The sequence below is a fragment of the Pseudomonas sp. XWY-1 genome, from assembly GCF_002953115.1.
Lineage (GTDB): Bacteria > Pseudomonadota > Gammaproteobacteria > Pseudomonadales > Pseudomonadaceae > Aquipseudomonas > Aquipseudomonas alloputida.
Genome location: NZ_CP026332.1, coordinates 1459581 through 1484288, shown reverse-complemented (window position 1 = coordinate 1484288; position 24708 = coordinate 1459581). Strand labels below are relative to the sequence as shown.

Sequence of the window (24708 nt, the reverse complement as noted above, 5' to 3'; positions counted from 1 at the left end):
ACCTATCGATAAAAAAGCGTAAAAAGTGGGTCCAATCTATCGATTAATCAGTTTATTCCGCGCTGCAGTTCAAGGCGATCCGCAGTTTGATGATTTGCCGATTGAATTTCGCGGTGACATCGACGCTTTTACCTGCCGGTACGTTCACACGGCGCACCCGCGGTGCCTCTGGGCCATTGCGGAAGGTCACCTTGCACGCCGCCGGGACCTGCCCATAGTTGTTGAGGGTGATGGCGCCAATGTCATAGGCCGTGTCATAGGCGGTGTAGTCGAGCTTGACCCCGGTCAGCTCCTTCTCCACATCGATGGGATAAGCCATGGCCCCGAGGGGCAGGCACATCAGTATTGCCGCACAACATTTCTTCATGGGCCGCTCTCCTTGAAAGAGCGCAGCTTAGGACAACAGGAGCGAAAGATGAAAGCGCCGCGCGTAACCCTTGACCAGTGGCGAACCCTGCAAGCAGTGGTCGATCACGGCGGGTTTGCCCAGGCCGCCGAGGCCTTGCACCGCTCGCAGTCATCGGTCAGCTACACCGTGGCCCGCATGCAGGAGCAGCTGGGCGTCCCGCTGTTGCGCATCGATGGCCGCAAGGCGGTGCTGACCGAGGCCGGCAATGTGCTGCTGCGCCGCTCGCGCCACCTGGTCAAGCAGGCCAGCCAGCTCGAAGACCTGGCCCACCACATGGAACAGGGCTGGGAAGCCGAGGTGCGCCTGGTGGTCGATGCCGCCTACCCCAGCGCCCGCCTGGTGCGCGCGCTGGCTGCGTTCATGCCACAAAGCCGCGGCTGCCGGGTGCGCCTGCGTGAAGAAGTGCTGTCTGGCGTGGAGGAAGTGATGCACGAAGGCATCGCCGACCTGGCCATCAGCAGCTACAGCATCGGCGGCTACCTGGGCGCCGAATTGAGCGCCGTGGAGTTCATCGCCGTCGCCCACCCCGAACACAGCCTGCACCGCCTGGGACGCGAACTGACCTTCCAGGACCTGGAAAGCCAGCTGCAGGTGGTGATCCGCGACTCCGGCCGCGCCCAACCGCGCGACGTCGGCTGGCTGGGCGCCGAGCAGCGCTGGACCGTCGGCAGCCTGGGCACCGCCGCCACCTTCGTCAGCAGCGGCCTGGGCTTTGCCTGGCTGCCCCGTCACATGATCGAGCGCGAGCTGCGCGAAGGCGTGCTCAAGCCATTGCCGCTGGATCAGGGTGGCAGCCGCCACCCACTGTTCTACCTTTACTCGAGCAAAGAGAAGACCCTGGGCCCGGCCACGCAGATTCTCATCGACCTGCTGCGCAATTTCGACACCGCGCCACTGGACGTGCCCTTCGCAGCCCCCCCACAAGCCTGAGAGGACCGCGCCCATGGCCTATTTCGAACACGAAGGATGCACGCTGCATTACGAGGAATATGGCCAGGGCGAACCCTTGGTGCTGCTGCACGGCCTGGGCTCCAGCTGCCAGGACTGGGAGTTGCAGGTGCCGGTGCTCAGCGGCCACTACCGGGTGATACTCATGGACATCCGCGGCCACGGTCGCTCCGACAAACCCGCTGACGGTTACCAGATCGCCACCTTCAGTGCCGACCTGCTGGCCCTGCTCGAACACTTGCACACAGGCCCGGTGCACTTCGTCGGCCTGTCCATGGGCGGCATGGTCGGCTTCCAGTTTGCCGTCGACCACCCTCAATGGTTGCGCAGCCTGTGCATCGTCAACAGCGCCCCCGAGGTCAAGCGTCGCACCCGCAGTGACTGGCTATGGTGGTTCAAGCGCTGGAGCCTGGCGCGCGTGCTCAGTGTCGAAACCGTCGGCAAGGGGCTGGCCGAACGGCTGTTCCCCAAACCACAACAAGCAGACCTGCGGCAGAAGATGGCCCAGCGCTGGGCGCGCAACGACAAACGCGCCTACCTGAAAAGCTTCGACGCCATCGTCGACTGGGGCGTGCAGGAACGCATCGGGCAGATTCACTGTCCTACCCTGGTGATCGCCGCCGACCACGATTACACGCCGATACAACTCAAAGAGCGCTACGTCGCCCTCATACCCAACGCCAGGCTGGTCGTCGTCGACGATTCCCGGCACGCTACACCCCTCGATCAACCCGAGGTCTTCAACCAGACCCTGCTGCAGTTCCTCGCAGCCGCTTCCACCTCTCAAGGATCTTTGAGCCCATGCTGAAAAAACTCCTGCTCACCGCCTGCTCGGTCGCCTTCGCCACCAGTGTCATGGCTTCCGACAAGACCCCGCACGTCCTGCTGGACACCAGCTTCGGCCAGGTCGAAATCGAGCTGAACGCCGAGAAGGCACCGCTCAGTACCAAGAACTTCCTGCAGTACGTGGACAGCGGCTTCTACAACAACACCATCTTCCACCGCGTGATCCCGGGGTTCATGGTCCAGGGCGGCGGTTTCACTGACCAGATGGTGCAGAAGAACACCAACGACCCGATCAAGAACGAGGCCAGCAACGGCCTGCAGAACACCCGCGGCACCCTGTCGATGGCACGCACGTCCAACCCGAACTCGGCCACCAGCCAGTTCTTCATCAACGTCGCCGACAACGACTTCCTCAACCCAGGTCGCGACGCCGGTTATGCCGTGTTCGGCAAAGTGACCAAAGGCATGGAAGTGGTCGATCAGATCGTCAACTCGCCGACCACCATCAAAAAAGGCATGCGCGACGTACCGGCCGATCCGGTCTATATCAAGTCCGCCAAACGTATCGACTGACTGCAGGCTTCACAGGGATGTGAAACCGCCTGAGGGTCGGACGAACAGGAGTGTTGTCGCCCATGCTGTACCGCCGTTTCGAAAGACTGATCGATATTTTCCGCGAGGCACCGAGCGAAGCCCCCCCAAGCACGGTGTGGCCGTTCTATCTGTACTACCTGCGCCAGGTATGGCCTAGTTTTCTTGCACTGCTGGTGGTTGGCCTGTTCGCCTCGCTGATCGAGGTGGCGATGTTCAGCTACCTCAGCCGCATCATCGACCTGGCTCAGGGTACGCCCAATGCCAACTTCTTCAGCGAGCACAGCGGCGAGCTGATCTGGATGCTGGTGGTGGTCCTGCTGTTGCGGCCAGTGTTCTTCGGCCTGCATGACCTGCTGGTGCACCAGACCATCAACCCTGGCATGACCAGCCTGATCCGCTGGCAGAACCATACCTACGTGCTCAAGCAGAGCCTGAACTTCTTCCAGAGCGACTTTGCCGGGCGCATTGCCCAACGCATCATGCAGACCGGCAACTCGCTGCGCGACTCCGCCGTACAGGCCGTGGACGCGCTATGGCATGTGCTGATCTACGCCATTACGTCGCTGGTGTTGTTTGCCGAGGCCGACTGGCGCCTGATGCTGCCGCTGCTGTTGTGGATCATCGGCTACATCGCCGCGCTCTGCTACTTCGTGCCGAGGGTGAAGGAACGCTCGGTAATTTCTTCCGACGCCCGCTCCAAGCTCATGGGGCGTATCGTCGATGGCTACACCAACATCGCCACCCTAAAGCTGTTCGCCCACACCGACTACGAACAGCAATACGCTCGCGAAGCAATCCGCGAACAAACCGAGAAGACCCAGCTGGCCTCGCGGGTGGTCACCAGCATGGACGTGGTCATCACCACGCTCAATGGCCTGCTGGTGGTCACTACCACCGGCCTTGCCCTGTGGCTGTGGAGCCAGTCGCTGATCACCGTTGGCGCCATCGCCCTGGCCACTGGCCTGGTGATCCGCATCGTCAACATGTCAGGCTGGATCATGTGGGTGGTCAACGGCATCTTCGAGAACATCGGCATGGTGCAGGACGGCCTGCAGACCATCGCCCAGCCGGTCACCGTCACCGACCCGCCCAATGCGCCGGCACTGAAGGTCAGCCGCGGCGCGGTGCGTTTCGATGACGTCGACTTCCATTACGGCAAGGCCACCAATGTCATAGAAGGGCTCAACCTGGACATCCGCCCGGGCGAGAAAATCGGTTTGATCGGCCCGTCCGGGGCAGGCAAGTCGACCCTGGTCAACCTGCTGTTGCGCCTGTACGACGTGCAGGGTGGGCGCATCCTCATCGACGGCCAGGACATTGCCAAGGTGAGCCAGGCCAGCCTGCGTGCACAGATCGGCATGATCACCCAGGATACCTCGCTGCTGCACCGTTCGATCCGCGACAACTTGCTGTATGGTCGCCCAGATGCCAGCGAGGCGGAGTTGATCGAAGCCGTGCGCCGTGCCCGCGCCGACGAGTTCATCCCGCAACTGTCGGATGCCCAGGGGCGTACCGGCTTCGATGCCCATGTGGGGGAGCGCGGGGTCAAGTTGTCGGGCGGTCAGCGTCAGCGTATCGCCATTGCCCGGGTCCTGTTGAAGAATGCGCCGATCCTGATCATGGACGAGGCCACCTCAGCGCTGGACTCGGAGGTGGAGGCTGCCATCCAGGAAAGCCTGGAGACGCTGATGCAGGGCAAGACGGTGATTGCCATCGCCCACCGGCTTTCCACCATTGCCCGTATGGACCGGTTGGTAGTGCTGGACAAGGGACGAATTGCCGAAAGTGGCAGCCACAGTGAGTTGCTGGAGCAGCAAGGGCTGTATGCCCGGTTGTGGCACCACCAGACCGGAGGTTTTGTCGGGGTCGATTGACACCTGTGCGGCCTTTTCGCGGGTAAACCCGCTCCTACACAGGTTCGCTATCGTTGTAGGAGCGGGTTTACCCGCGAAAAGGCCGGCACAGGCAACACAGATCTCTCAGTCCCGGCGGTAGGGCAACATCCCCCGCGCCTCTTCGGCATACCCCTTGACCCCTTCCCGTTCCTGCAGCAGAAAATCCTCCACCGCCCGCCGCAACCCCGGGTGCAGCAGGTAATGCCACGACCGCGTCAACACCGGCTCGAACCCGCGTATCAACTTGTGCTCGCCCTGTGCCCCGGCATCGAAACGCTGGTAACCCTCGGCAATGGCAAAGTCCATGCCCTGGTAGAAACACGTCTCGAAATGCAGCCGATCGAACTCATCCAGGCAGCCCCAGTAGCGGCCAAACAGGCTGTCACCGCCCACCAGGCTCAGGGCCATCGCCACATCACGCCCGCCCTGGCGAGCCATTACCACGCGCACCGCCTCGGGCATGCGTTCGGCCAGCAGGCTGAAGAACTCACGGGTCAGGTAAGGTGCCCGACGACGCACCGCATAGGTGTTGGCATAGCACAGAAAGACGAAATCCCACCGTGCCTCGTCCAGTTCATCACCGCGGTACCAGCGGAAGTCGATACCCTGCCCCGCCACCTGCTCACGCTCCTTGCGCATCTGCTTGCGCTTGCGCGAGCTGAGGCTGTCGAGAAAGTCCTGGAAGTCGCGATACCCCCGGTTTTGCCAGTGAAACTGGCAGCCCAGGCGTTCCATCCACCCAGGCAGGCCCGCCAACTGCGCGTCCAGCGCCGGGTCGGTGAAGTTGATGTGCGCTCCGGAAAGCCCACCCTTGCCCAGATACTCCGGCAGGGCCTGCAGCATCAACAAACCGTCAGCCGGATCGGCCGCCAGCAGCCGTGGGCCGCTGACCGGGCTGAACGGTACAGCGCCAAGCAGTTTTGGGTAGTAGGCGATACCGGCCCGCTCACAAGCATCGGCCCAACCATGATCGAACACATACTCGCCAAACGAGTGCCACTTGCGGTACGCGGGCAACAGCGCCCGTACCTGTCCGTCACGCTCCAGCACCAGGTGCTCGGCGGCCCAGCCCGTGTTGCGCGCCACGCTGCCGCTGTCCTCCATTGCACTGAGAAAAGCATGGCGCAGGAAGGGTTGGCCGGCTGGCACAAGGGCATCCCAGGTGGCCGTCGGCAGATCACGCAGGTGGGCAAGGCTGTACAGGCTGGTCACGTTTTCGGCTCGCTGTCTGAAGACCGTCAGTATCCCCAAGGAAGGCCCGTCGCTCAAATGACGAACGCCGGCTGGGTCCTTTAATACTCAATTACTTAACAACAGTGCCACTAATCAGACATTAATCTGTCATTGGCCCCCGCAATACTTGCGCCTGTTTTCCGGAACCCTAGAACCTGTCTATTCAGGCCCTTTCCGAAGACATGCCAACGCAGGGGCAGGCGCTTGAGCCTCCCCCATTTTTTTCAGTAGGGAGAACCTTATGCGTCTTGTTTCCACACTTACCGGAGTAAGCCTCACCGGCATGATGCTGGCCCTGAGTGCCCCGGCCAGTGCTGCTGTCGACGCCAAGCTGCTCGAAATGCTCCGCGCCAATGGCTCGATCAACCAGGCGCAGTACAACGAACTGCAGGGCGACCTGGCAAAAGAAACCAAGGAAAAGGCCGACCAGAAAGCTCAGTCCGAACGCATGAGCTCCTTTGAACAAAAAGTGGCATGGGCCGCCAAGACCCAGATCAAGGGTGACGTGCGCCTGCGTTACGAAGACGTCAACGTCGACGATCCGAACAGCAGCAGCGGCAACCAGGACCGCCAGCGAGTACGTGCCCGTGTCGGTTTCTACAGCGAGATCAACCCGCAGGTCGACGCTGGGGTCCGTATCGCCACTGGCAGCAGCGCTGACCGACGTTCGACCAACCAGAGCTTCGACAACTACTTCGACAAGAAGTCGCTGTGGGTCGACCTGGCCTACCTCGACTGGCACCCGACTGCAGTCCCTAACCTGCACCTGATTGGCGGCAAGATGCAACAGCCTTGGGTGAGCATGGGCGACATCATCTGGGATAGCGACATCAACCCGGAAGGTGTGGCGGCCACTTACAAGGCTGACCTGGGCGGGGCCGAAGTCTTTGCCAGCGCCGGTCAGTACACCCTGAAGGACAACGTCGATGGTGACGGCGTCCAGTACAAGCACGATGCGCAGGTCTACCACGGCCAGTTGGGCGCCAAGTTCGCGCCGGCCGACGTGCTCAAGCTCACCGTGGGTGCCAGCATCTATGGTTACGACAACGACAAGGAAGCAGCCATCCTGCAGTCGTTCGGCAACACCACCAACGAGTTCAATCTGGTGGAAGGCTTTGGCCAGATCGACTTCACTGGCTTGGCCATTCCGTTGTCGGCCTATGGCCAGTACGTGAAGAACACCGACAGCACCGACGGGGAAGATCAGGCCTGGCTGGCTGGCCTGAAAACCAAAATGGGTGCCTGGAGCCTGGACTACAACTACCGCGATGTGCAGCGTAACGCGGTGGTCAGCCTGTTCACCGATTCGGACTTCGGCAACGGCTACACCGGTTCGCGTGGTCACAAGTTCAAGGTCGGTTACGAAATCGACAAGAACTTCTCCCTGGGTGCTGCCTACCTGATGGCCAAGACCGACCTGTCGCAGCTGCCGAACAGCAATGCTGACGTAGATACCCTGCAGGTTGATCTGGAAGCCAAGTTCTAAGCGACACCCTGCTCTGCTTCACCTGAAGCGGGAAACGCCGACCCCATCCGGCGTTTCCCGCTTCTTTTTGCCTGTGTGAAATGCGCCGGCCCCTTCGCGGGCTTGCCCGCTCCCACAGAATCACCACAGACCTTGAGAACTGTGCTGTACCTGTGGGAGCGGGCAAGCCCGCGAAGAGGCCGTAACAGGCGCCTGATGAATCAGCGCTTGCGCAGAATCACGCTACCAATCGAATACCCCGCACCAAACGAGCTCAACACGCCCAACGAGCCTTTGGCCAGGTCATCCTGGTACAGGTGGAAGGCAATCACCGACCCCGCCGAGCTGGTATTGGCGTAACGGTCCAGAATCACCGGTGCCTCTTCCTCGGACACTTCACGCCCCACCAGTTTCTTGACGATCAGCTGGTTCATGCTGAGGTTGGCCTGGTGCAGCCAGAAGCGCTTCACGTCGCCCGGTTGCAGCCCATTCTCCTGCAGGTGCTCCCCGATCAGCTCGGCCACCTTCGGGCACACCTCGCGGAACACCTTGCGGCCTTCCTGGATGAACAGCTTGTCCGCAGCGCCTTCGCCCTCTTCCGCCGCACGGTTGAGGAAGCCGAAGTTGTTGCGGATGTTGTTGGAGAACTCAGTCCAGAGCTTGCTGCTGACGATGTCGAACTGGTGCGCCGAAGTGGCCTGGTCGGCACGCTCCAGCAACACGGCGGTGGCGGCATCGCCAAAAATGAAATGGCTGTCGCGGTCACGGAAGTTGAGGTGGCCGGTGCACACTTCGGGGTTGACCATCAGCACCGCCCGCGCCTGGCCCAGCGCTACGCTGTTGGCGGCGGTCTGGATGCCGAAGGTGGCCGACGAGCAGGCCACGTTCATGTCGAAGGCAAAGCCCTGGACACCCAGTGCCTGTTGCACTTCGATGGCGATCGCCGGGTACGGGCGCTGCAAGTTGGAGCAGGCGACGATCACCCCGTCGACATCGGCCGCCGTTCGGCCTGCGCGCTCCAGGGCCTGGCGGGCAGCGGCCACGGCCATTTCACACAGCACCGACGGTTCATCGTTGCTGCGCTCGGGCAGGCGCGGCTTCATGCGCTGCGGGTCGAGGATACCGGCCTTGTCCATGACAAAGCGGCTCTTGATGCCCGAGGCCTTTTCGATAAACGCCGCGTCGGAGAGCGGCGCCGCCTCGACTTCACCGCGCTCGATGGCGGCAGCGTTGTCCTGGTTGAACTGCTGCGACCAGGCATTGAAGGAAGCCACCAGCTCTTCGTTGGAAATGCTCTGGGCCGGGGTGTACAGGCCGGTGCCGCTGATCACGACGTTATGCACGGTCGTTCCTCTGGTCAAAGGCCATCGCCACAGGGCGCTGGCTGGAAACATGACAGGTTAATGGCACTTTAGTGCCAATTCAGGGGCATACGTTTACCCCCGCGCGGCGGGCTTATCCGCCAAGGGCCGCAAAGCGGCCCCAAACGCCCCAAAGTTTGCCACAAATAATGGAGGTTAGCCTTCCACCTGACTCCATTGTTTGCTCAATCGCTTGTCAGAAATCGGCACCTTGGTCCCCAACTGCTGGGCAAACAGCGACACTCGATATTCTTCCAGCCACCAGCGGTACACGGTCAGTTGCTCATCGCGCTTGCCTTCCTGGGCATGCTTGTCGGCACGGGCCTTGTACTGCGCCCACAAATTGGCCAGTTCGCCGCTCCACACCCGGTCCTTCTGTACTTGCGAGCCGAGTTTCTCGAGGCGCAATTCAACCGCCTTGAGGTAACGCGGCAACTCCTTGAACCACACCCCAGGCGTTTCGCGTACGAAGCCCGGGTACACCAGGTTGCCTAGCTGCTGCTTGATGTCGTTCAGTGCCACCGCTTGGCTCAGGTCGATCTTGCCCTTGAAGCGTTTCTGCAGACCATGCCACAGCTTCAGCACTTCCAGGGTCTGCCTTGCCAGGCGCTCGGCATGCTCGGCCCAGCTGCCGCGCTTGCGTTCAGCCAGCGCGGCCAAGGCCGCGCCATCACGTGGCAACGGTTGTTCGCCTTCAAGGATGCAACTGTCCAGGCTGGCCAGCAGAATGTCTTCGACCAGCGCTTCTACCCGCCCCATTTCACGGTACAGCAGGCCCAGCTCGGTCAGCCCCGGCAGCTTGCCGCGCAGGAACTTGGCCGGCTCGGCCAGTTGCTGCAGCAACAGCCGTTGCAAGGCGCGGCGGTGCTGAAACTCGGCTTCGGCCTGGGTCGAGAAACGCCCTTCACGCACAGTGCCGTTGTCTTCCACCAGTGCCGGGTACACGGTCATCGACAGGCCGGCGATCTTCTGCTGGGCGGTCTGCTTCACTTCGCTGAAGGCCTTGGCCTGCACCGGCTGCTCACCCTTGGCGTCACGCGGCACGGCCAGGGCAGCCTGGCTGGCGGCAGCAAAGCGCGCGGTCAGTTCCGCCAGGTCGCGGCCTTCGCCAAGGAACTTGCCCTGGCCATCGACCACTTCGATGTTCATGCGCAGGTGGCCCTCGACCTGGTTGACCGACTCGTCCCAGGCCTCGTCCGACACACGTGCACCGGTCATGCGCAGCAGTTCCTGGCCCAGGGCCTGAGGCAGCGCCCCTTGGCCGAAGGTCATGCGTGCCAGCGAAGCCTTGACGAAGTCTGGCACCGGGACAAAGTTCTTGCGCAGGGCCTTGGGCAGGTTGCGCACCAGCGCCACGCACTTGGCCTCCAGCAGGCCCGGCACCAGCCACTCCAGGCGCTCGCCCGGCAGGCTCGGCAACAGCGGTGCCGGCACCCGCACCGTCACACCATCACGGGGGTGGCCGGGCTCGAAGTGGTAGCTCAGCGGCAGGCGCAGATCGCCCACCTGCATACTGTCGGGGTACTGTGCGGCGGTCACTTCGCTGGCCTCGCGGGCCAGCACGTCCTCCTCGCGCATGATCAGCAGGTTGGCGTCCTTCTGGCTGCCCATGCGGTACCAACTGTCAAAGGTCGCCGTCTGGTGGATTTCCGCCGGCAGGCGTGCTTCGTAGAAAGCGTACAGCGTTTCTTCGTCAGCCAGGATGTCACGCCGGCGAGCCTTGGCTTCCAGCTCGTCCAGCTCTTCAAGCAGGCGTTTGTTGGCCGCCAGGCACTTGGCCCGCGACTGGATTTCGCCACCCACCAGGCCTTCACGGATAAACAGCTCGCGCGAGGTCGCCGGGTCGATCGGGCCGTAGTGCACCGGCCGACGGCCGACCAGGATCAGCCCGTAGAGCGTGATCTGCTCGTAGGCCACCACCTGCCCGCGCTTCTTCTCCCAGTGCGGCTCGAAATGGTTTTTCTTGATCAGGTGGCCGGCCAGCGGCTCGATCCAGTCCGGCTCGATCTTGGCCACCATGCGCGCATACAGCTTGGTGGTTTCGACCAGCTCGGCAGCCATGACCCACTGCGGGCGCTTGCGTCCCAGGCCCGACGATGGATGCACCCAGAAGCGCCGCTGGCGGGCGCCCTGGTAGTCGCCCTCTTCTGTCTTCTGGCCAATCTGGCTGAGCAGCCCGCTGAGGATTGCCTTGTGCATCTTCTGGTAATCGGTCGGTTCCTTGTTCACCGTCAGCTGCAGGTCACGGCAAATCAGCGCCAACTGACGATGAGCATCGCGCCACTCGCGCAGCCGCAAGTAGTTCAGGAACTGCTTGCGGCACCAGTTGCGCAGCGGGTTGGCAGTCAGCGCCTGGCGTTGTTCCTCGAAGCCGCGCCACAGGTTGACCAGCGCAGCGAAGTCCGAGTCCACGTCCTTCCACTGTGCGTGCGCCTGATCGGCGGCCTGCTGGCGTTCTGGAGGGCGTTCACGCGGGTCCTGCACCGACAGCGCGCTGGTGACGATCAGCACTTCCTGCAGGCTGCCCAGGCGCGCGCCTTCAAGCAGCATGCGGCCCAGCCGCGGGTCGATCGGCAAACGCGCCAGCTGGCGGCCAATTGGCGTCAGCTGGTTCTCGCGGTTAACCGCCGAAAGCTCCTGCAACAGGTTGAAGCCGTCGCTGATGGCTTTGCCATCCGGCGGCTCGATGAACGGGAAGGCATCGATTGCGCCCAGGCGCAGGTGCAACATCTGCAGGATCACCGCCGCCAGGTTGGTGCGCAGAATCTCCGGGTCGGTAAACGCTGGCCGGCTGTTGAAGTCCTCTTCGCTGTAGAGACGCACGCAAATGCCCGGCTCGACCCGGCCGCAACGGCCTTTACGCTGGTTGGCACTGGCCTGTGACACGGCCTCGATCGGCAGGCGCTGGACCTTGGCGCGGTAGCTGTAGCGGCTGATGCGCGCAGTACCGGTGTCAATCACATAGCGGATGCCAGGCACGGTCAGCGAGGTTTCGGCGACGTTGGTGGCCAGCACCACGCGGCGCCCGGTGTGCGGTTGGAAGATACGCTGCTGCTCGGCCGGCGACAGGCGCGCGTACAGCGGCAAAATCTCGGTATGGCGCAGTTGCGCCTTGCGCAGAATCTCGGCGGCATCACGGATTTCCCGCTCGCCCGGCAGGAAGATCAGCACATCGCCCGGGCCCTTGCCCTCGCTGCGTTCGTGCTGCGCCAGCTCGTCGAGGGTGGCAAGGATGGCCTGATCGACGGTGAGGTCGTCCTCGATCTGGTTGCCCTCTTCGTCCTGCTCGCTGGTCAGCGGGCGGTACCAGGTGTCCACCGGGAAGGTGCGCCCGGACACCTCGATGATCGGCGCACCGTCGAAGTGCCTGGAGAAGCGCTCCAGGTCGATGGTGGCCGAGGTGATGATCAGTTTCAGGTCCGGTCGGCGATGCAGCAACGTTTTCAGGTAGCCGAGCAGGAAGTCGATGTTCAGGCTGCGCTCGTGCGCTTCGTCGACGATGATCGTGTCATAGCGTTCAAGGAAGCGGTCGTGCTGGGTTTCGGCCAGGAGGATGCCGTCGGTCATCAGCTTGACCAAGGTATTGGAATCGCTCTGGTCTTCGAAACGCACCTGGTAGCCGACCAGCGCGCCCAAGGGCGTGCCCAGCTCTTCGGCGACTCGCGCGGCCACGCTACGCGCTGCGATCCTGCGTGGCTGGGTATGGGCGATCAACCCATGGCTGCCACGGCCAAGCTCAAGGCAGATCTTCGGCAGCTGGGTCGTCTTGCCAGAGCCGGTTTCGCCGGCGATCACCAACACCTGGTTTTCGGCCAAGGCCTTCTTGATTTCGTCACGCTTGGCGGCGATGGGCAGGTTGTCGTCGTAGCGTACGGTCGGCACGCTCTGCTGACGCGCGGTGACCTGAGCGCAGGAGGCCTGGACCTTCTCCACCCACTGCGCCAGTTTCGCCTCGTCGGGGCGCTTGCGCAGTTCGTGCAGTTGCCGGCGCAGGCGATGGCGGTCGGCAATCATGGCGTGGTCGAGGTTTTGCAGCAGTTTGTCGATGGCGTGGTCAGTCATGGGGCTTTTTAGTGATGCAGGTGAGCCTGCTTTTTCATGATCGGCATTCGGAAAGTCGGGCGATTGTCGCAGATTTGCGGATTCTCTGCTGCCTGCACGCTCCCACATTGACCGTGATGCTTTCAGCACGAATGTTTAGCCAAGTGCGATGTAAAGGTTGCCATTCACTGCTTTAATCAACCTTACGCCGCATGTGAGTATCAAAGGCATGACTCCCGCCCAGCCCATCGCCCCACCGTCGTCCCGCCCTTCGCTGCCGAAGGCCCGGAGCCGTGCCGGGGAAAATCCGCTGGTCCACATCATCCTCGCCTTCTGGGCCTTGTGGCACTGCCGTCACGCGCGCCCACCGGACACCTCGCTCACGCCATTGTGACCAAACCCGGCCAGCGTCTGGCCGTTTGACTCAACCGGGCCGCCTGCTTGCGCGGTGGCCCTGCGCGTCTATGAGCGAATTGATCATGCACTTTGCCCCTGTAGAGCAGGCTACCCGTTTTCTGGCCGACAACCCCGATATCGAGCTGTTCGAACTGTTCATCCTCGACGCCAACGGTGTACCACGCGGCAAGCTGTTGCACCGCGAGGAACTGCTGGCCGTGTACCAGACAGGCCGGCCACTACCCAGCACCATCCTTGGCCTGACCCTCAATGGCGACGACGTGGAAAACTCCGGCCTGGTGTGGGACGTCGGCGATATCGACTGCCGTGCCTACCCGCTTGACGGCAGCCTGGTGCGCCTGCCCTGGCGCCGGGTGCCAACCGCTGCAGTGCAGGTGAGCATGCACCCCAGCGAGGGGCTGCCGGCCAGCATCGCTGACCCACGCCATGTGCTGCTGCGCACCATCGAAGCGCTGAAGGCTGACGGTTATCACCCGGTGATGGCCTGCGAGCTGGAGTTCTACCTGCTTGACCAGCAGCGTGATGCCCAAGGCCGCCCACAACCGGCACTGGACAACGATGGCGGCCGCCCCCGCAGCACCCAGGTCTATGGCCTGCGCGAACTGGAGCAGATCGAACCGTTCCTCGCCGACCTGTACGCTGCCTGCAAGGCCCAAGGCATCCCGGCGCGCACGGCCATTTCCGAGTACGCCCCGGGCCAGGTGGAAATCACCCTGGAGCATGGCGATGCGCTGCAGGCGATGGACCAGGCGGTGCGCTACAAGCGCCTGGTAAAAGGTGTGGCCCATGCCCACGGCATGCAGGCCTGCTTCATGGCCAAGCCATTCGCCCAACTGGCCGGCACCGGCATGCACATGCACCTGAGCCTGGCCGACAGCGCCGGCAACAACCTGTTCGCCAGCGAAGACAAGGCCGGCACCCCGCTGCTGCGCCAGGCCGTGGCCGGCATGCTGCGCCACCTGCGCGACTCGCTGCTGCTGTTCTGCCCCAACGCCAACTCCTTCCGCCGCTTCCAGGCCAACAGCTATGCGCCCCTGGCACCAACCTGGGGCGTGGACAACCGAACCGTGAGCCTGCGCGTGCCAGGTGGCCCGGCCAACAGTCGGCATGTGGAGCACCGCATCTGTGGCGCGGATGCCAACCCTTACCTGGCTGCTGCGGCGATCCTTGCTGCCAGCCACTGGGGCATCCGCGAACAGCTTGACCCAGGCGCGCCCGTTGAAGGCAACGGCTATGCCCAGGCCACCGAACACCTGCCCACTGACTGGCTGACCGCACTCGACGCCCTGCAACATTCCGATTGGGCCCGTGAAGCATTGGGCGAAGACTTCCTTGGCGTGTACCTGAAGGTCAAGCGCGCCGAGTACCGCCAGTTCATGGCTGAAGTCAGCGAACAGGACTGGCGCTGGTACCTGCACCAGGCCTGAGCCCCTACAAAACAAGGAACACCCATGAACGCAGCATTGAACAACGGCCCGGCGCAGCGCGCGCCGTCCTACTACAGCGCCACCCTCAACGACCAAACTGCGTACCCGCAACTCAAGGGCACGGTGCAGGTGGATGTGGCGATCATCGGCGGTGGCTTTACGGGCGTGGCCACGGCGGTTGAACTGGCCGAGCGCGGCCTGAAGGTCGCCATCGTCGAAACCAACCGTATCGGCTGGGGCGCCAGCGGTCGCAACGGCGGCCAGGTCACCGGCAGCCTGTCGGGCGACGAGGCCATGCGCTCGCAGATGCGCAACCACCTGGGCGCCGAAGTTGACGACTTCATCTGGCACTTGCGCTGGCGCGGGCACCAGGTGATCGAGCAGCGCGTGGCGCGCTATGGCATCGATTGCGACCTCAAGCGTGGCCACCTGCATGCAGCCATGAAGCCTTCGCACATGAACGAACTGCGTGCGTTCGAGGCCGAAGCACAGCGCCGCGGCATGGGCGAGCAGGTGCAACTGCTCGATCGCGCTGCAGTGGCCGAGCATCTGCAAAGCCCGCTTTATCTGGGTGCGTTGAAGAACCTGCGCAACCTGCACCTGCACCCACTCAACCTGTGCCTGGGCGAAGCCCGTGCCGCACATGGCCTGGGTGCACTGATATTCGAAAATTCCGAAGTGCTGGACATCGTCCATGGCCCGCGCCCGGCGGTGGTTACCGCGCATGGCCGGGTGGAGGCACGCCAGGTGATGTTGGCCGGCGATGTGTATCACAAGCTGGAAAAGCGCCAGCTCAAGGGCAAGATCTTCCCGGCCATGGGCGGTATCGTCACCACCGCGCCGCTGGGTGAACTGGCCGAGCAGATCAACCCGCAGGACCTGGCGGTGTACGACTGCCGCTTCGTCCTCGATTACTACCGCCTGACAGCCGACAAGCGCCTGCTGTTCGGCGGCGGCGCCAACTACTCCGGCAAGGACTCACGCGACATCGAAGGCGAATTGCGCCCCTGCATCGAACGCACCTTCCCGGCATTGAAGGGGGTGCCGATCGAATTCCAGTGGAGCTGCGCCATGGGCATCGTGGTCAACCGCATCCCGCAGCTGGGCAAGCTGTCGGACAACGTGTGGTACTGCCAGGGTTACTCAGGGCACGGCATCGCCACCAGCCACATCATGGGTGAGATCATGGCCGAAGCGTTGACCGGGACGCTGGAGAAGTTCGACACCTTCGCCCAGTGCAAGCATGTGCGGGTGCCGATGGGGGACTTGCTGGGGAATCCGCTGCTGGCGGCGGGGATGTGGTACTACCAGATGCTCGAGAAGCTGCGCTGAGTTGCGCGGATGTAGGAGCGGGTTTACCCGCGAAAGGGCCGGCCCTGCTGACCGATCTCCACCCGCCGTTCACCGTTGTCGCCACTACCGTATTCGCGGGTAAACCCGCTCCTACAGGGGCTCACAACGTCTGAAGACGGCGCCGCCCCTAGCCATTGATGCATCGCCGCCGAAATCCCAGGGCCGCGTCGCGGCCCTTTCGCGACACGAGGCCGCCCCCACACTGAGCGTGCAGGCTGGTGGTCAGGCGATCTTCTTCAAGCCTTGCTTCTTGAGCTCTTCATCACGCAGTTCGCGGCGCAGGATCTTGCCCACGTTGGTGGTCGGCAGCGAATCGCGGAACTCGATGTGGCGCGGTACCTTGTAGCCGGTAACGTTGGCACGCATGTGCTCCATCACCTGCTCCTTGGTCACGGTCATGCCCGGCTTGACCACGATGAAGACCTTGATCACTTCACCCGACTTCTCGTCCGGCACACCGATGGCTGCGCACTGCAGCACGCCCGGCAAGGCAGCCAACACGTCTTCCAGCTCGTTGGGGTACACGTTGAAGCCCGAGACCAGGATCATGTCTTTCTTGCGGTCGACGATGCGCATGTAGCCGTCCGCCTGGATCACGGCGATGTCGCCGGTCTTCAGCCAGCCTTCGCTGTCGAGAATCTCGGCCGTGGCATCTTCACGCTGCCAGTAGCCCTTCATCACCTGCGGGCCCTTGACACACAGCTCGCCCACTTCGCCAAGCGGCAACTCATTGCCAGCGTCGTCGATGACCTTGCACAAGGTCGACGGCACCGGAATACCGATGGTGCCCACCTGGTTCGCTTCCGAGGGGTTCACCGCCGCCACCGGGCTGGTTTCGGTCATGCCATAGCCTTCGCAGATGGCGCAACCGGTAACGGCCTTCCAGCGCTCGGCCACGCTTAGCTGCAAGGCCATACCGCCCGACAGGGTGATTTTCAGCGCCGAGAAATCCAGGGCTCGGAACGCCTCGTTGTTGCACAGGGCAACGAACAAGGTGTTGAGGCCCACAAAGCCGCTGAACTTCCACTTGCCCAGTTCCTTGACCATCGCCGGCAAGTCTCGCGGGTTGCTGATCAGCACGTTGTGGTTGCCGATCAGCATCATCGCCATGCAATGGAAGGTAAACGCATAGATGTGGTAAAGCGGCAGCGGGGTGATGAGGATTTCGCAGCCTTCGTGCAGGTTGGAGCCCATCAGTGCACGGCACTGCAGCATGTTGGCCACCAGGTTGCGGTGGGTCAGCATGGCGCCTTTGGCCACACCGGTGGTACCGCCGGTGTACTGCAGCACCGCCACGTCGTTGGCCTGCGGGTTGGCTTCGGTCACGGGCTGGCCCTTGCCCAGCGCCAGGGCGTCATTGAAACGCACGGCCTGCGGCAGGTTGTAGGCCGGCACCATCTTCTTCACGTACTTGATCACGCTGTTGATCAGCAGGCGCTTGAGTGGTGGCAGCAGGTCGGCCACTTCGGTGACGATAACGTGCCTGACCTGGGTTTTGGGCACCACTTTTTCCGCCAGGTGGGCCATGTTGGCCAGGCACACCAAGGCCTTGGCACCCGAGTCGTTGAACTGGTGTTCCATCTCCCGCGCGGTGTACAGCGGGTTGGTGTTGACCACGATCAGCCCGGCACGCATGGCACCGAAGACCGCGACCGGGTATTGCAGGACATTGGGCAGTTGCACGGCAATGCGGTCACCCGGCTTGAGGTCGGTATGCTGCTGCAGCCAGGCGGCAAACGCCCCCGACAACGCATACAACTCGCCATAAGTGATAGTCTTGCCCAGGTTGCTAAAGGCCGGTTTGTCGGCAAAGCGTTGGCAGGATTGCTTGAGTACTGCCTGGATATTGGGGAATTCGTCAGGATTGATTTCCGCCGTAATCCCGGCTGGGTACTTATCCTTCCAAAAATTTTCGATCATGGAAGCCCACTCCTTCAGCAACAGCGAAGTTCGATTCACGCGTCGATGCGCTTATTATTGATATGAGATGACGGTTCGTTGCAAACCGGATCATCTGGAAGCGGGCCGAGAGTAACAGCTTTGTCTGGGGTCGCCTAGAGGCCAAAACAGGCCTTATGGTCACAAAAATGACTCAATGAACAATACAGGTCATTTTTAGAGTAATTATCCAAAATGTCGCAGATAAGGCTGTATAGAGCCTGTTAGAGCGGTTTAAGGCATTCGCGGGTAAACCCGCTCCTACATTGGGCGGTGCAGGAGCGGGTTTACCCGCGAAGAAGCCATCCCGGTATCACGCTATATCGCGCAACTCCCGCCGCAAAATCTTGCCCACCGGCGTCATGGGCAACGATTCGCGCAGCACGATGTGCTTGGGTACTTTGTAGCCGGTGAAGTTGGCCTTGCAGTAGGCCTTCAGCTCATCAACGCTCAGCCCCCCCTCGCGCGGCACCACGAACAGCTTGACCGCCTCGCCGGAACGCTCGTCCGGCACACCGATAGCCGCACAGTTGGCGACCTTGGGATGCCCCATCACCACATCCTCGATTTCGTTGGGGTACACGTTGAAGCCCGAGACGATGATCATGTCCTTCTTGCGGTCGACAATGCGGGTGAAGCCGTCCGGGTCGATCACCGCGATATCACCGGTCTTGAACCAGCCTTCTGCATCCAGTGCCTGGGCCGTTGCCTCGGGCTGCTGCCAGTAGCCCTTCATGACCTGCGGGCCTTTGATGCAAAGCTCGCCCCGCTCGCCCAGCGGCAGTTCGTTGCCATCATCATCGATGACCTTGAACGCAGTACCCGCCACGGGGATGCCCACCGTACCCAGACGCGCCAGCTGACCGTAGGGGTTGGTGCTGGCCACCGGCGAGGTTTCTGTCAGGCCGTAGCCTTCAACGATGCGGCACCCGGTAAGGTCTTCCCAGCGCTCGGCGGTGGCCTTGACCAGCGCTGTGCCACCAGAGTTGGTGACCTTCAGCGCCGAGAAGTCCAGCTGACGGAAGCCCGGGTGGTCCATCAGTGCGACAAACAGGGTATTGAGGCCCAGCAAGGCAGAGAAACGCCACTTGCCCAGCTCCTTGATGAAGCCGGGAATATCCCGCGGGTTGGTAATCAGCACGTTATGGTTGCCGGTGACCATCATGCACATGCAATTCGCGGTGAAGGCATAGATGTGGTACAGCGGCAGCGGCGCGATCATCACTTCCTGGCCGTCCTTCAGCAGCTTCTGCCCATCGGGGCCGTGCTGCGAGAAGCAGGCCAGCACCTGCAGCATGTTGGCCACCAGGTTGCCATGGGTGAGCATGGCGCCCTTGGCCAGGCCGGTGGTGCCGCCGGTGTACTGCAGCACCGCGATGTCATCGAGGTTCAGCGACACCGGTTTGGGCGACAGCCCGCGGCCCTCGCGCAGCACCTGCTTGAACGGCACCGCCTGGGGCAACCGGTAGGCCGGCACCATCTTCTTCAACTTGTCGACCACGGTGTTGACCAGCCAGCCCTTGGCGGCCGGCAGCAGGTCGCCCATCTTTGCCTCGATCAGGTACTCGATACCGGTATCGGGCAGCACCTCCTGCACGCGCTTGCCGAACATGTTCAGGTACACCAGCGCACGCGCGCCACTGTCCTTGAACTGGTGGCGCATCTCGCGCTCGGTGTACAGCGGGTTGGTATTGACCACGATCAGCCCGGCGCGCATGGCACCGAAGACGGCGATGGGGTACTGCAGCACATTGGGCATCTGTACGGCGATGCGCTCACCCGGTTTGAGGTCGGTGTGCTGCTGCAACCAGGCAGCGAAGGCTGCCGAATGGCGCTCCAGTTCCGCGTAGCTGAGGGTCACGCCCAGGTTGCTGAACGCCGGGCGGTCGGCAAAGCGCTTGCAGGAGCGCTCGAACACCTCGACGACCGAGGCGTAGGCATTGATGTCGATGGTGGAAGGCACGCCTGCCGGGCGCTTGTCATTCCAGAAGTCGGCTTGCATTTATTATTGTTCCTCTGCCTGGACCTGCACTGCGTCCTTTAGTCCTTTACCTGACCGCCTGCTGGCGAAAAGGCGTTGATTCGACGTTAGCAGGTAAACCCAAGGTGGCATATACGCCAAGTGCCGCCATTAACATTGTGAATCTTATTTGTGCCCCTCCTGCAATCCGGCCGGTTGTGCATACACTGTTCGGGTAACCGCGCGCACAAGGACCCGCCATGCCCCACGACGCCTTCTGGCTGCCCGCCAGTGAGCACTGCAGCCTGTACGTACACCAATGGCTGCCGGCCACACCGGTAAAGGCCGTGGTGCTGCTGGCCCATGGCATGGCCGAGCATGCCGGGCGCTACCAGCGCCTGGGCCAGGCTCTGAGCGAGGCCGGCTTTGCCCTGTTCGCTGCCGATCAGCGTGGCCACGGGCGCACGGCCGAACTGGGCAACCTCGGCCTGTTCGCCCGCCATCATGGCTGGAATGCCGTGGTCAATGACCTGGGGTGTGTGGCCCAGCACATCGGCCAGCAGTTCCCGTGCACGCCGCTGTTCCTGTTCGGCCACAGCATGGGCAGCTACATCGCCCAGGCGTACCTGCTGCATCACAGTGGCAGCCTGCACGGGGCGATCCTCAGCGGTTCCAACTACCAACCGGCCCTGCTGTACCGCTTTGCGCGGCTGATTGCCCGGCTGGAGTCCTGGCGCCAGGGGCCACTGGGCAAGAGTGCACTGATCGAATGGTTGTCCTTCGGTTCGTTCAACAACGCCTTCAAGCCCAACCGCACGGCCTTCGACTGGCTCAGCCGCGACCCGGGCGAGGTCGATCAGTACGTGAATGACCCGTTGTGCGGCTTTCGCTGCACCAACCAGTTGTGGCTCGATCTGCTGCAAGGCTTGGCGCAGATCAGTCAGCCGGGTAACCTCGCGCAGATCGATCCCAACCTGCCGATGCTGGTGATTGGCGGTGAATGTGATCCGGTCAGTGCCGGCAAGCGTCTCACCCATCTGGCCGACGCCCTGCGCGCGACCGGCAACCGACATGTACAGCTGCGCATCTATCCTGAGGCGCGGCATGAAGTACTCAACGAAACCAACCGTGGCGAGGTCATCGCCGATATTCTCGGCTGGCTGGAACAGGCGCTGGCCCTTGGCCGCCCTGCGCGCAGTGAATGATAGCCGCCCTCGCCCAACGCTTAAGGAAGCATCGATGTCCCAGGTCACCAACACGCCTTACGAAGCCCTCGAAGTCGGCCAGAAGGCCGAGTACAAGAAGTCCGTTGAAGAACGCGACATCCAACTGTTCGCTGCGATGTCCGGTGACCACAACCCGGTTCACCTGGATGCCGAGTTCGCCGCCAAGAGCATGTTCCGCGAACGTATTGCCCATGGCATGTTCAGCGGCGCGCTGATCAGTGCGGCAGTGGCCTGCACCCTGCCTGGCCCTGGCACCATCTACCTGGGCCAGCAGATGAGCTTCCAGAAACCGGTGAAAATCGGCGACACCCTGACCGTGCGCCTGGAAATCCTCGAGAAGCTGCCCAAGTTCAAGGTGCGCATCGCCACCAATGTGTACAACCAGAACGACGAACTGGTGGTCGCGGGTGAAGCCGAGATCCTGGCGCCGCGCAAGCAGCAGACCGTCGAGCTGGTATCGCCGCCGAACTTTGTGGCGAGCTGAAGTGTGATGCAGCCAGCCTCTTCTTCAAGGCTGCTCTCCTGGGTAACCCGCTAACGCGTTGATTTAGCAGGCATCCTGAGGGAGCGGGCTTGCCCGCGAAGCGGCCGGCCCCCCCATCATTCGATAGCCTGCAAACGCCGCTCGATATGCCGCCGTTCAGGCGCCTGCCGGGTCAAGGCCAGCGCCTGCTGCCAGGCCGCACGCGCCTCTTGCACCTGTCCCAGCTGGCAATGCAACTCGGCACGTGCCGCATGTGCCAGGTGATAGTCCAGCAACTCCCCCCGTGCCAGAATCCCTTCGACTTCCCGCAAGCCAACCTCCGGCCCATCCCGCTTCGCCAGCGCCACCGCCCGGTTAAGCGCCACCACCGCTGATGGCCAATACCGCTGCAACACGTCATACAGCCCGACGATTTCTCCCCAGTCCGTCTCTTCAGCCGTCGCCGCTTCGGCATGCACGGCAGCAATCGCCGCCTGGACGGTATAGGCCCCGAATGCACGGCTCTGCAGGGCCTGGCGCACCAGAGCACAGCCCTCGGCAATGAACTGCCGGTCCCACAAGCTACGATCCTGCTGCTCCAGAACCACCAAATCGCCTTGGCCATCGATGCGCGCCCGCTGCCGGGACGCCTGCAGCAACATCAACGCCAGCAGGCCGACCGCCTCCGGGTCGGGCAGCAACTGCACCAGCAACCGCGCCAGGCGAATGGCTTCATCGCTCAGCGCCTGCTGCAGCAGTGTCTCGCCCGATGACGCCGAATAGCCCTCGTTGAACACCAGGTAGATCACCCGCAACACGCTTTCCAGGCGCTCGGGCAGCTCATTCAGCTCCGGTACCTGGTACGGTATGCCCGCGTCACGGATCTTGGCCTTGGCGCGCACGATACGTTGGGCGATGGTGGCCGGGCTTTGCAGAAAGGCCCGGGCGATCTGCTCGGTGGTCAGGTCGCAGACTTCGCGAAGCGTCAATGGCACCTGAGCGTCGGCCGACAAGGCCGGATGGCAACAGGTGAAGATCAGCCGCAGGCGGTCATCCGCCAGCAGCTCTTCTTCACTGGGGTCCTGCGCCTGACCCTCCAGCAGCATGCTCAAGTCCGCCTGGGAGCGGTCGAAGCGGACGCGCCGGCGCAGCGCGTCGATGGCCTTGAAGCGCCCGACAGAAACCAGCCACGCTCGCGGGTTGGCGGGAATACCGTCGCGTTGCCAGCGTTCGACGGCAATGAAGAAGGCATCATGCATGGCCTCCTCGGCCAGGTCGAAATCACCCAGCAAGCGGATCAGTGTCGCCAGTATGCGCCGCGACTCCTGCCGGTACACAGCCTCGACTTCGGCACGCACCTGGGCCAGTGCGGCCATCAGTCGGGCATCCGCTGGGTCACCACCTCCACCAGGCGGTCCAGGCTTTCTCCCCAGCCCTGGTGGAAGCCCATTTCTTCATGGGCCCGACAGTCGGTGGCATTCCAGTGCCAGGCACGGGCGGTGTAGCGGGTTTTGCCCTGTTCCTCGTCAAAGCTGATCACGGCAGTCATGAAGGCCTTGTCCGACGGTACCCAACCGGGGCCGAAGGCATCGGTGAACACCAGCCGGCGTGGCGCGGCAATTTCCAGAAAGACGCCCTGGTTGGGGTACTCGCAGCCATCCGGCGCGCGCATCAGGGTGCGAAACAGGCCACCGGCCCACAGTTGCATCTCACACTCCGGGGTGGTCATGCCGTGCGGCCCCCACCACTGCATCAGCCACTGGGGTTCGGTCCAGGCGCGAAATACCTTGGCCGGTGGTGCGTCGATCAGGCGGCTGATGGACAACTCGTGTTGCGCCTGGACAATGGGTGCAAGGCTCATGCTGATGGTTCTCCTTGGCTGTCAGGGTTGCAGCTCGCGCACTGGTCGCACCTCGACACTGCCAACCCGCGCGGCAGGGATGCCCTTGGCGATATTCAGCGCTTCGTTGAGGTCGCGGGCCTCCACCAGGTAAAAGCCCGCCAGTTGCTCCTTGGTTTCGGCGAACGGGCCGTCGGTCAGGCTCATGTGTCCGTTGCGCATGCGTACCGTGGTGGCCGTCTGCACCGGCTTAAGCGCCTCGGCCGCCAGCATGCGCCCGGAACCGTGAATGGCTTCGGCGTAGGCCATGCATTCGGCGTCTGCCGGGCTGTCGGGCAGGCTGTGCAACAGCCCCTCGTCACAATAGACCAGGCACAGGTATTTCATGGTCGCCTCCAGGGTATTGGCAAAGTGCGTTTGGCGATAACGGCTCAGGGCTTGAGATCGAACAGCGCTTTTTGCGTTTCCATGTCGAAAGGCGCCGACCAGTGTTCGTGGATTACCTGCCACTGGCCGCCTTGACGACGATAGCCCACCGTGGCGCGCATGAAGCCGCACTGGCTTTCGTCGTCGCCTGGACCGCAGCGGTTCAGCCAATGGGCCAGGGCCAGATCGCCTGCGGCGTGCACGGTGAGTTGGGCAAGTTCGAACACCATAGGGCCGGTGCACATGCCCATGCACATTTCCCAGTGCGCCGTGTAGGCCGACTTGCCTTTGAATTGCAGAGCCTGGATGGCATCGAAGGCGACGATATCGTCGGCGTAGGGTTCGATGATGCGCGGGATGTCGCGATCGCGCACGGCTTGCATCCAGCGCTCGATCAATTGGCGGATTTCGGATTCGGCTGCAGTGCTCATCGGGGTACCTCCGACAGATCATAGGGGTTGGGGTACGGTGTGAAGCGTGCCTTCAGCTATGGTCGAACGGTAAGCGGAGGATTCGACAGGCGGGGAAATTATTCTGTATTGGCGGAGCACCCGGGAGATCGCGTCAGGGCCAGCAAGTGCCCGCCACAGCGTTTTCAGCCCCTGTGGCGGGCACCGCCAGTCAACCCTGCTGGCAACCTTCACCCATGGCCCGGTACTGAATGGTGTGCACCTGGCCCTGATGGTCTTCATAGGTCATGGTCGCAGGTACCACTTCGCAGACATTGGGGATGGTCGACAGGTTGATCACCCGCTTGATGTCCAGGTTCATCGAGTAGTCGTACTGCTGAGCCACAGGCTCGCTGGAGACGGGTTTGGCCTCATCGGCGAGGGCGAACGAGGACATACCGACCAATGCAAGAATCAGTAATGGTTTCATGTGGTTTTGCCTTTTGAGCGTTCAAGCTGATCGATTGACTTCTATTG

At 62.6% G+C, this 24708-nt stretch carries 20 protein-coding genes; 9 read left to right on the top strand and 11 right to left on the bottom strand.

All coding sequences use genetic code 11. From position 1 onward, the window contains the following. Positions 1 to 52: 52 nt before the first annotated feature. Entirely contained in the window at positions 53 to 367 is a 315-nt protein-coding gene (locus tag PRJ_RS07060; protein ID WP_012051530.1) for a hypothetical protein, read from the bottom strand. A 48-nt stretch (positions 368 to 415) separates the two neighbouring features. Between PRJ_RS07060 and PRJ_RS07055 the strand changes: the two genes are divergently transcribed. From PRJ_RS07055 to PRJ_RS07040, 4 genes are all read left to right on the top strand, one after another. Beyond that, positions 416 to 1339: a LysR family transcriptional regulator gene (locus PRJ_RS07055; protein ID WP_003254610.1), complete on the top strand. Its 924-nt coding sequence runs from the start codon at positions 416 to 418 to the stop codon at positions 1337 to 1339. Positions 1340 to 1352: 13 nt separating this feature from the next. Next, the gene (locus PRJ_RS07050; RefSeq protein ID WP_020191623.1) at positions 1353 to 2165 is read left to right on the top strand and encodes an alpha/beta fold hydrolase; all 813 of its coding nucleotides are present in this window, start codon (positions 1353 to 1355) and stop codon (positions 2163 to 2165) included. Beyond that, positions 2159 to 2716, top strand: a complete 558-nt coding sequence (locus PRJ_RS07045; RefSeq protein ID WP_010955216.1) for a peptidylprolyl isomerase A — start codon at positions 2159 to 2161, stop codon at positions 2714 to 2716. Before PRJ_RS07050 ends, PRJ_RS07045 begins: the two co-directional genes overlap by 7 nt. A gap of 62 nt (positions 2717 to 2778) precedes the next feature. After that, the gene (locus PRJ_RS07040) at positions 2779 to 4611 is read left to right on the top strand and encodes an ABC transporter ATP-binding protein (protein WP_104961006.1); all 1833 of its coding nucleotides are present in this window, start codon (positions 2779 to 2781) and stop codon (positions 4609 to 4611) included. 105 nt (positions 4612 to 4716) lie between these two features. Here PRJ_RS07040 and PRJ_RS07035 read toward each other — a convergent pair whose 3' ends face one another. Then, positions 4717 to 5844, bottom strand: a complete 1128-nt coding sequence (locus PRJ_RS07035) for a GNAT family N-acetyltransferase (RefSeq protein ID WP_104961005.1) — start codon at positions 5842 to 5844, stop codon at positions 4717 to 4719. Positions 5845 to 6106: 262 nt separating this feature from the next. On the opposite strand from PRJ_RS07035, the gene PRJ_RS07030 reads away from it, so the two are divergent. Next, positions 6107 to 7351: a putative porin gene (locus PRJ_RS07030; RefSeq protein ID WP_003254615.1), complete on the top strand. Its 1245-nt coding sequence runs from the start codon at positions 6107 to 6109 to the stop codon at positions 7349 to 7351. Positions 7352 to 7551: 200 nt separating this feature from the next. Here the strand turns inward: PRJ_RS07030 and PRJ_RS07025 are convergent, their stop codons facing one another. After that, a complete protein-coding gene (locus tag PRJ_RS07025) occupies positions 7552 to 8673 on the bottom strand; it encodes a beta-ketoacyl-ACP synthase III (RefSeq protein ID WP_003254616.1) in 1122 nt (373 codons plus the stop codon). Positions 8674 to 8847: 174 nt separating this feature from the next. Beyond that, positions 8848 to 12753, bottom strand: a complete 3906-nt coding sequence (gene hrpA, locus PRJ_RS07020; protein WP_014590059.1) for an ATP-dependent RNA helicase HrpA — start codon at positions 12751 to 12753, stop codon at positions 8848 to 8850. Between the two features lie 458 nt (positions 12754 to 13211). Between hrpA and PRJ_RS07015 the strand changes: the two genes are divergently transcribed. Together PRJ_RS07015 and PRJ_RS07010 are read left to right on the top strand one after the other, a co-directional pair. Continuing rightward, entirely contained in the window at positions 13212 to 14576 is a 1365-nt protein-coding gene (locus PRJ_RS07015) for a glutamine synthetase family protein (RefSeq protein WP_010955221.1), read from the top strand. 24 nt (positions 14577 to 14600) lie between these two features. After that, positions 14601 to 15908: an FAD-binding oxidoreductase gene (locus PRJ_RS07010; RefSeq protein ID WP_104961004.1), complete on the top strand. Its 1308-nt coding sequence runs from the start codon at positions 14601 to 14603 to the stop codon at positions 15906 to 15908. A 243-nt stretch (positions 15909 to 16151) separates the two neighbouring features. Here PRJ_RS07010 and fadD1 read toward each other — a convergent pair whose 3' ends face one another. Further along, the gene (gene fadD1, locus PRJ_RS07005; RefSeq protein WP_010955223.1) at positions 16152 to 17849 is read right to left on the bottom strand and encodes a long-chain-fatty-acid--CoA ligase FadD1; all 1698 of its coding nucleotides are present in this window, start codon (positions 17847 to 17849) and stop codon (positions 16152 to 16154) included. Between the two features lie 331 nt (positions 17850 to 18180). Beyond that, the gene (gene fadD2, locus PRJ_RS07000) at positions 18181 to 19869 is read right to left on the bottom strand and encodes a long-chain-fatty-acid--CoA ligase FadD2 (protein WP_010955224.1); all 1689 of its coding nucleotides are present in this window, start codon (positions 19867 to 19869) and stop codon (positions 18181 to 18183) included. Between the two features lie 218 nt (positions 19870 to 20087). Between fadD2 and PRJ_RS06995 the strand changes: the two genes are divergently transcribed. Beyond that, entirely contained in the window at positions 20088 to 21032 is a 945-nt protein-coding gene (locus PRJ_RS06995; protein ID WP_104961003.1) for an alpha/beta hydrolase, read from the top strand. A gap of 34 nt (positions 21033 to 21066) precedes the next feature. Beyond that, entirely contained in the window at positions 21067 to 21537 is a 471-nt protein-coding gene (locus PRJ_RS06990) for a MaoC family dehydratase (RefSeq protein WP_003254624.1), read from the top strand. 116 nt (positions 21538 to 21653) lie between these two features. Here the strand turns inward: PRJ_RS06990 and PRJ_RS06985 are convergent, their stop codons facing one another. The 5 genes from PRJ_RS06985 to PRJ_RS06965 all read right to left on the bottom strand — a co-directional run bounded on the left by PRJ_RS06985 (position 21654) and on the right by PRJ_RS06965 (position 24661). Continuing rightward, positions 21654 to 22892, bottom strand: a complete 1239-nt coding sequence (locus tag PRJ_RS06985) for an RNA polymerase sigma factor (protein ID WP_064491824.1) — start codon at positions 22890 to 22892, stop codon at positions 21654 to 21656. Beyond that, positions 22892 to 23377, bottom strand: a complete 486-nt coding sequence (locus PRJ_RS06980) for an SRPBCC family protein (protein WP_104961002.1) — start codon at positions 23375 to 23377, stop codon at positions 22892 to 22894. Before PRJ_RS06980 ends, PRJ_RS06985 begins: the two co-directional genes overlap by 1 nt. A 21-nt stretch (positions 23378 to 23398) precedes the next feature. Further along, positions 23399 to 23743 carry a YciI family protein gene (locus tag PRJ_RS06975; RefSeq protein ID WP_010955228.1) on the bottom strand — a complete coding sequence of 115 codons (345 nt, stop codon included), beginning with the start codon at positions 23741 to 23743 and terminating at the stop codon, positions 23399 to 23401. 44 nt (positions 23744 to 23787) lie between these two features. Then, entirely contained in the window at positions 23788 to 24213 is a 426-nt protein-coding gene (locus PRJ_RS06970) for a nuclear transport factor 2 family protein (RefSeq protein ID WP_020190619.1), read from the bottom strand. Positions 24214 to 24403: 190 nt separating this feature from the next. Further along, positions 24404 to 24661, bottom strand: coding sequence for a DUF2790 domain-containing protein (locus PRJ_RS06965; protein ID WP_003254632.1), 258 nt, complete (start codon positions 24659 to 24661; stop codon positions 24404 to 24406). Positions 24662 to 24708: the final 47 nt, after the last annotated feature.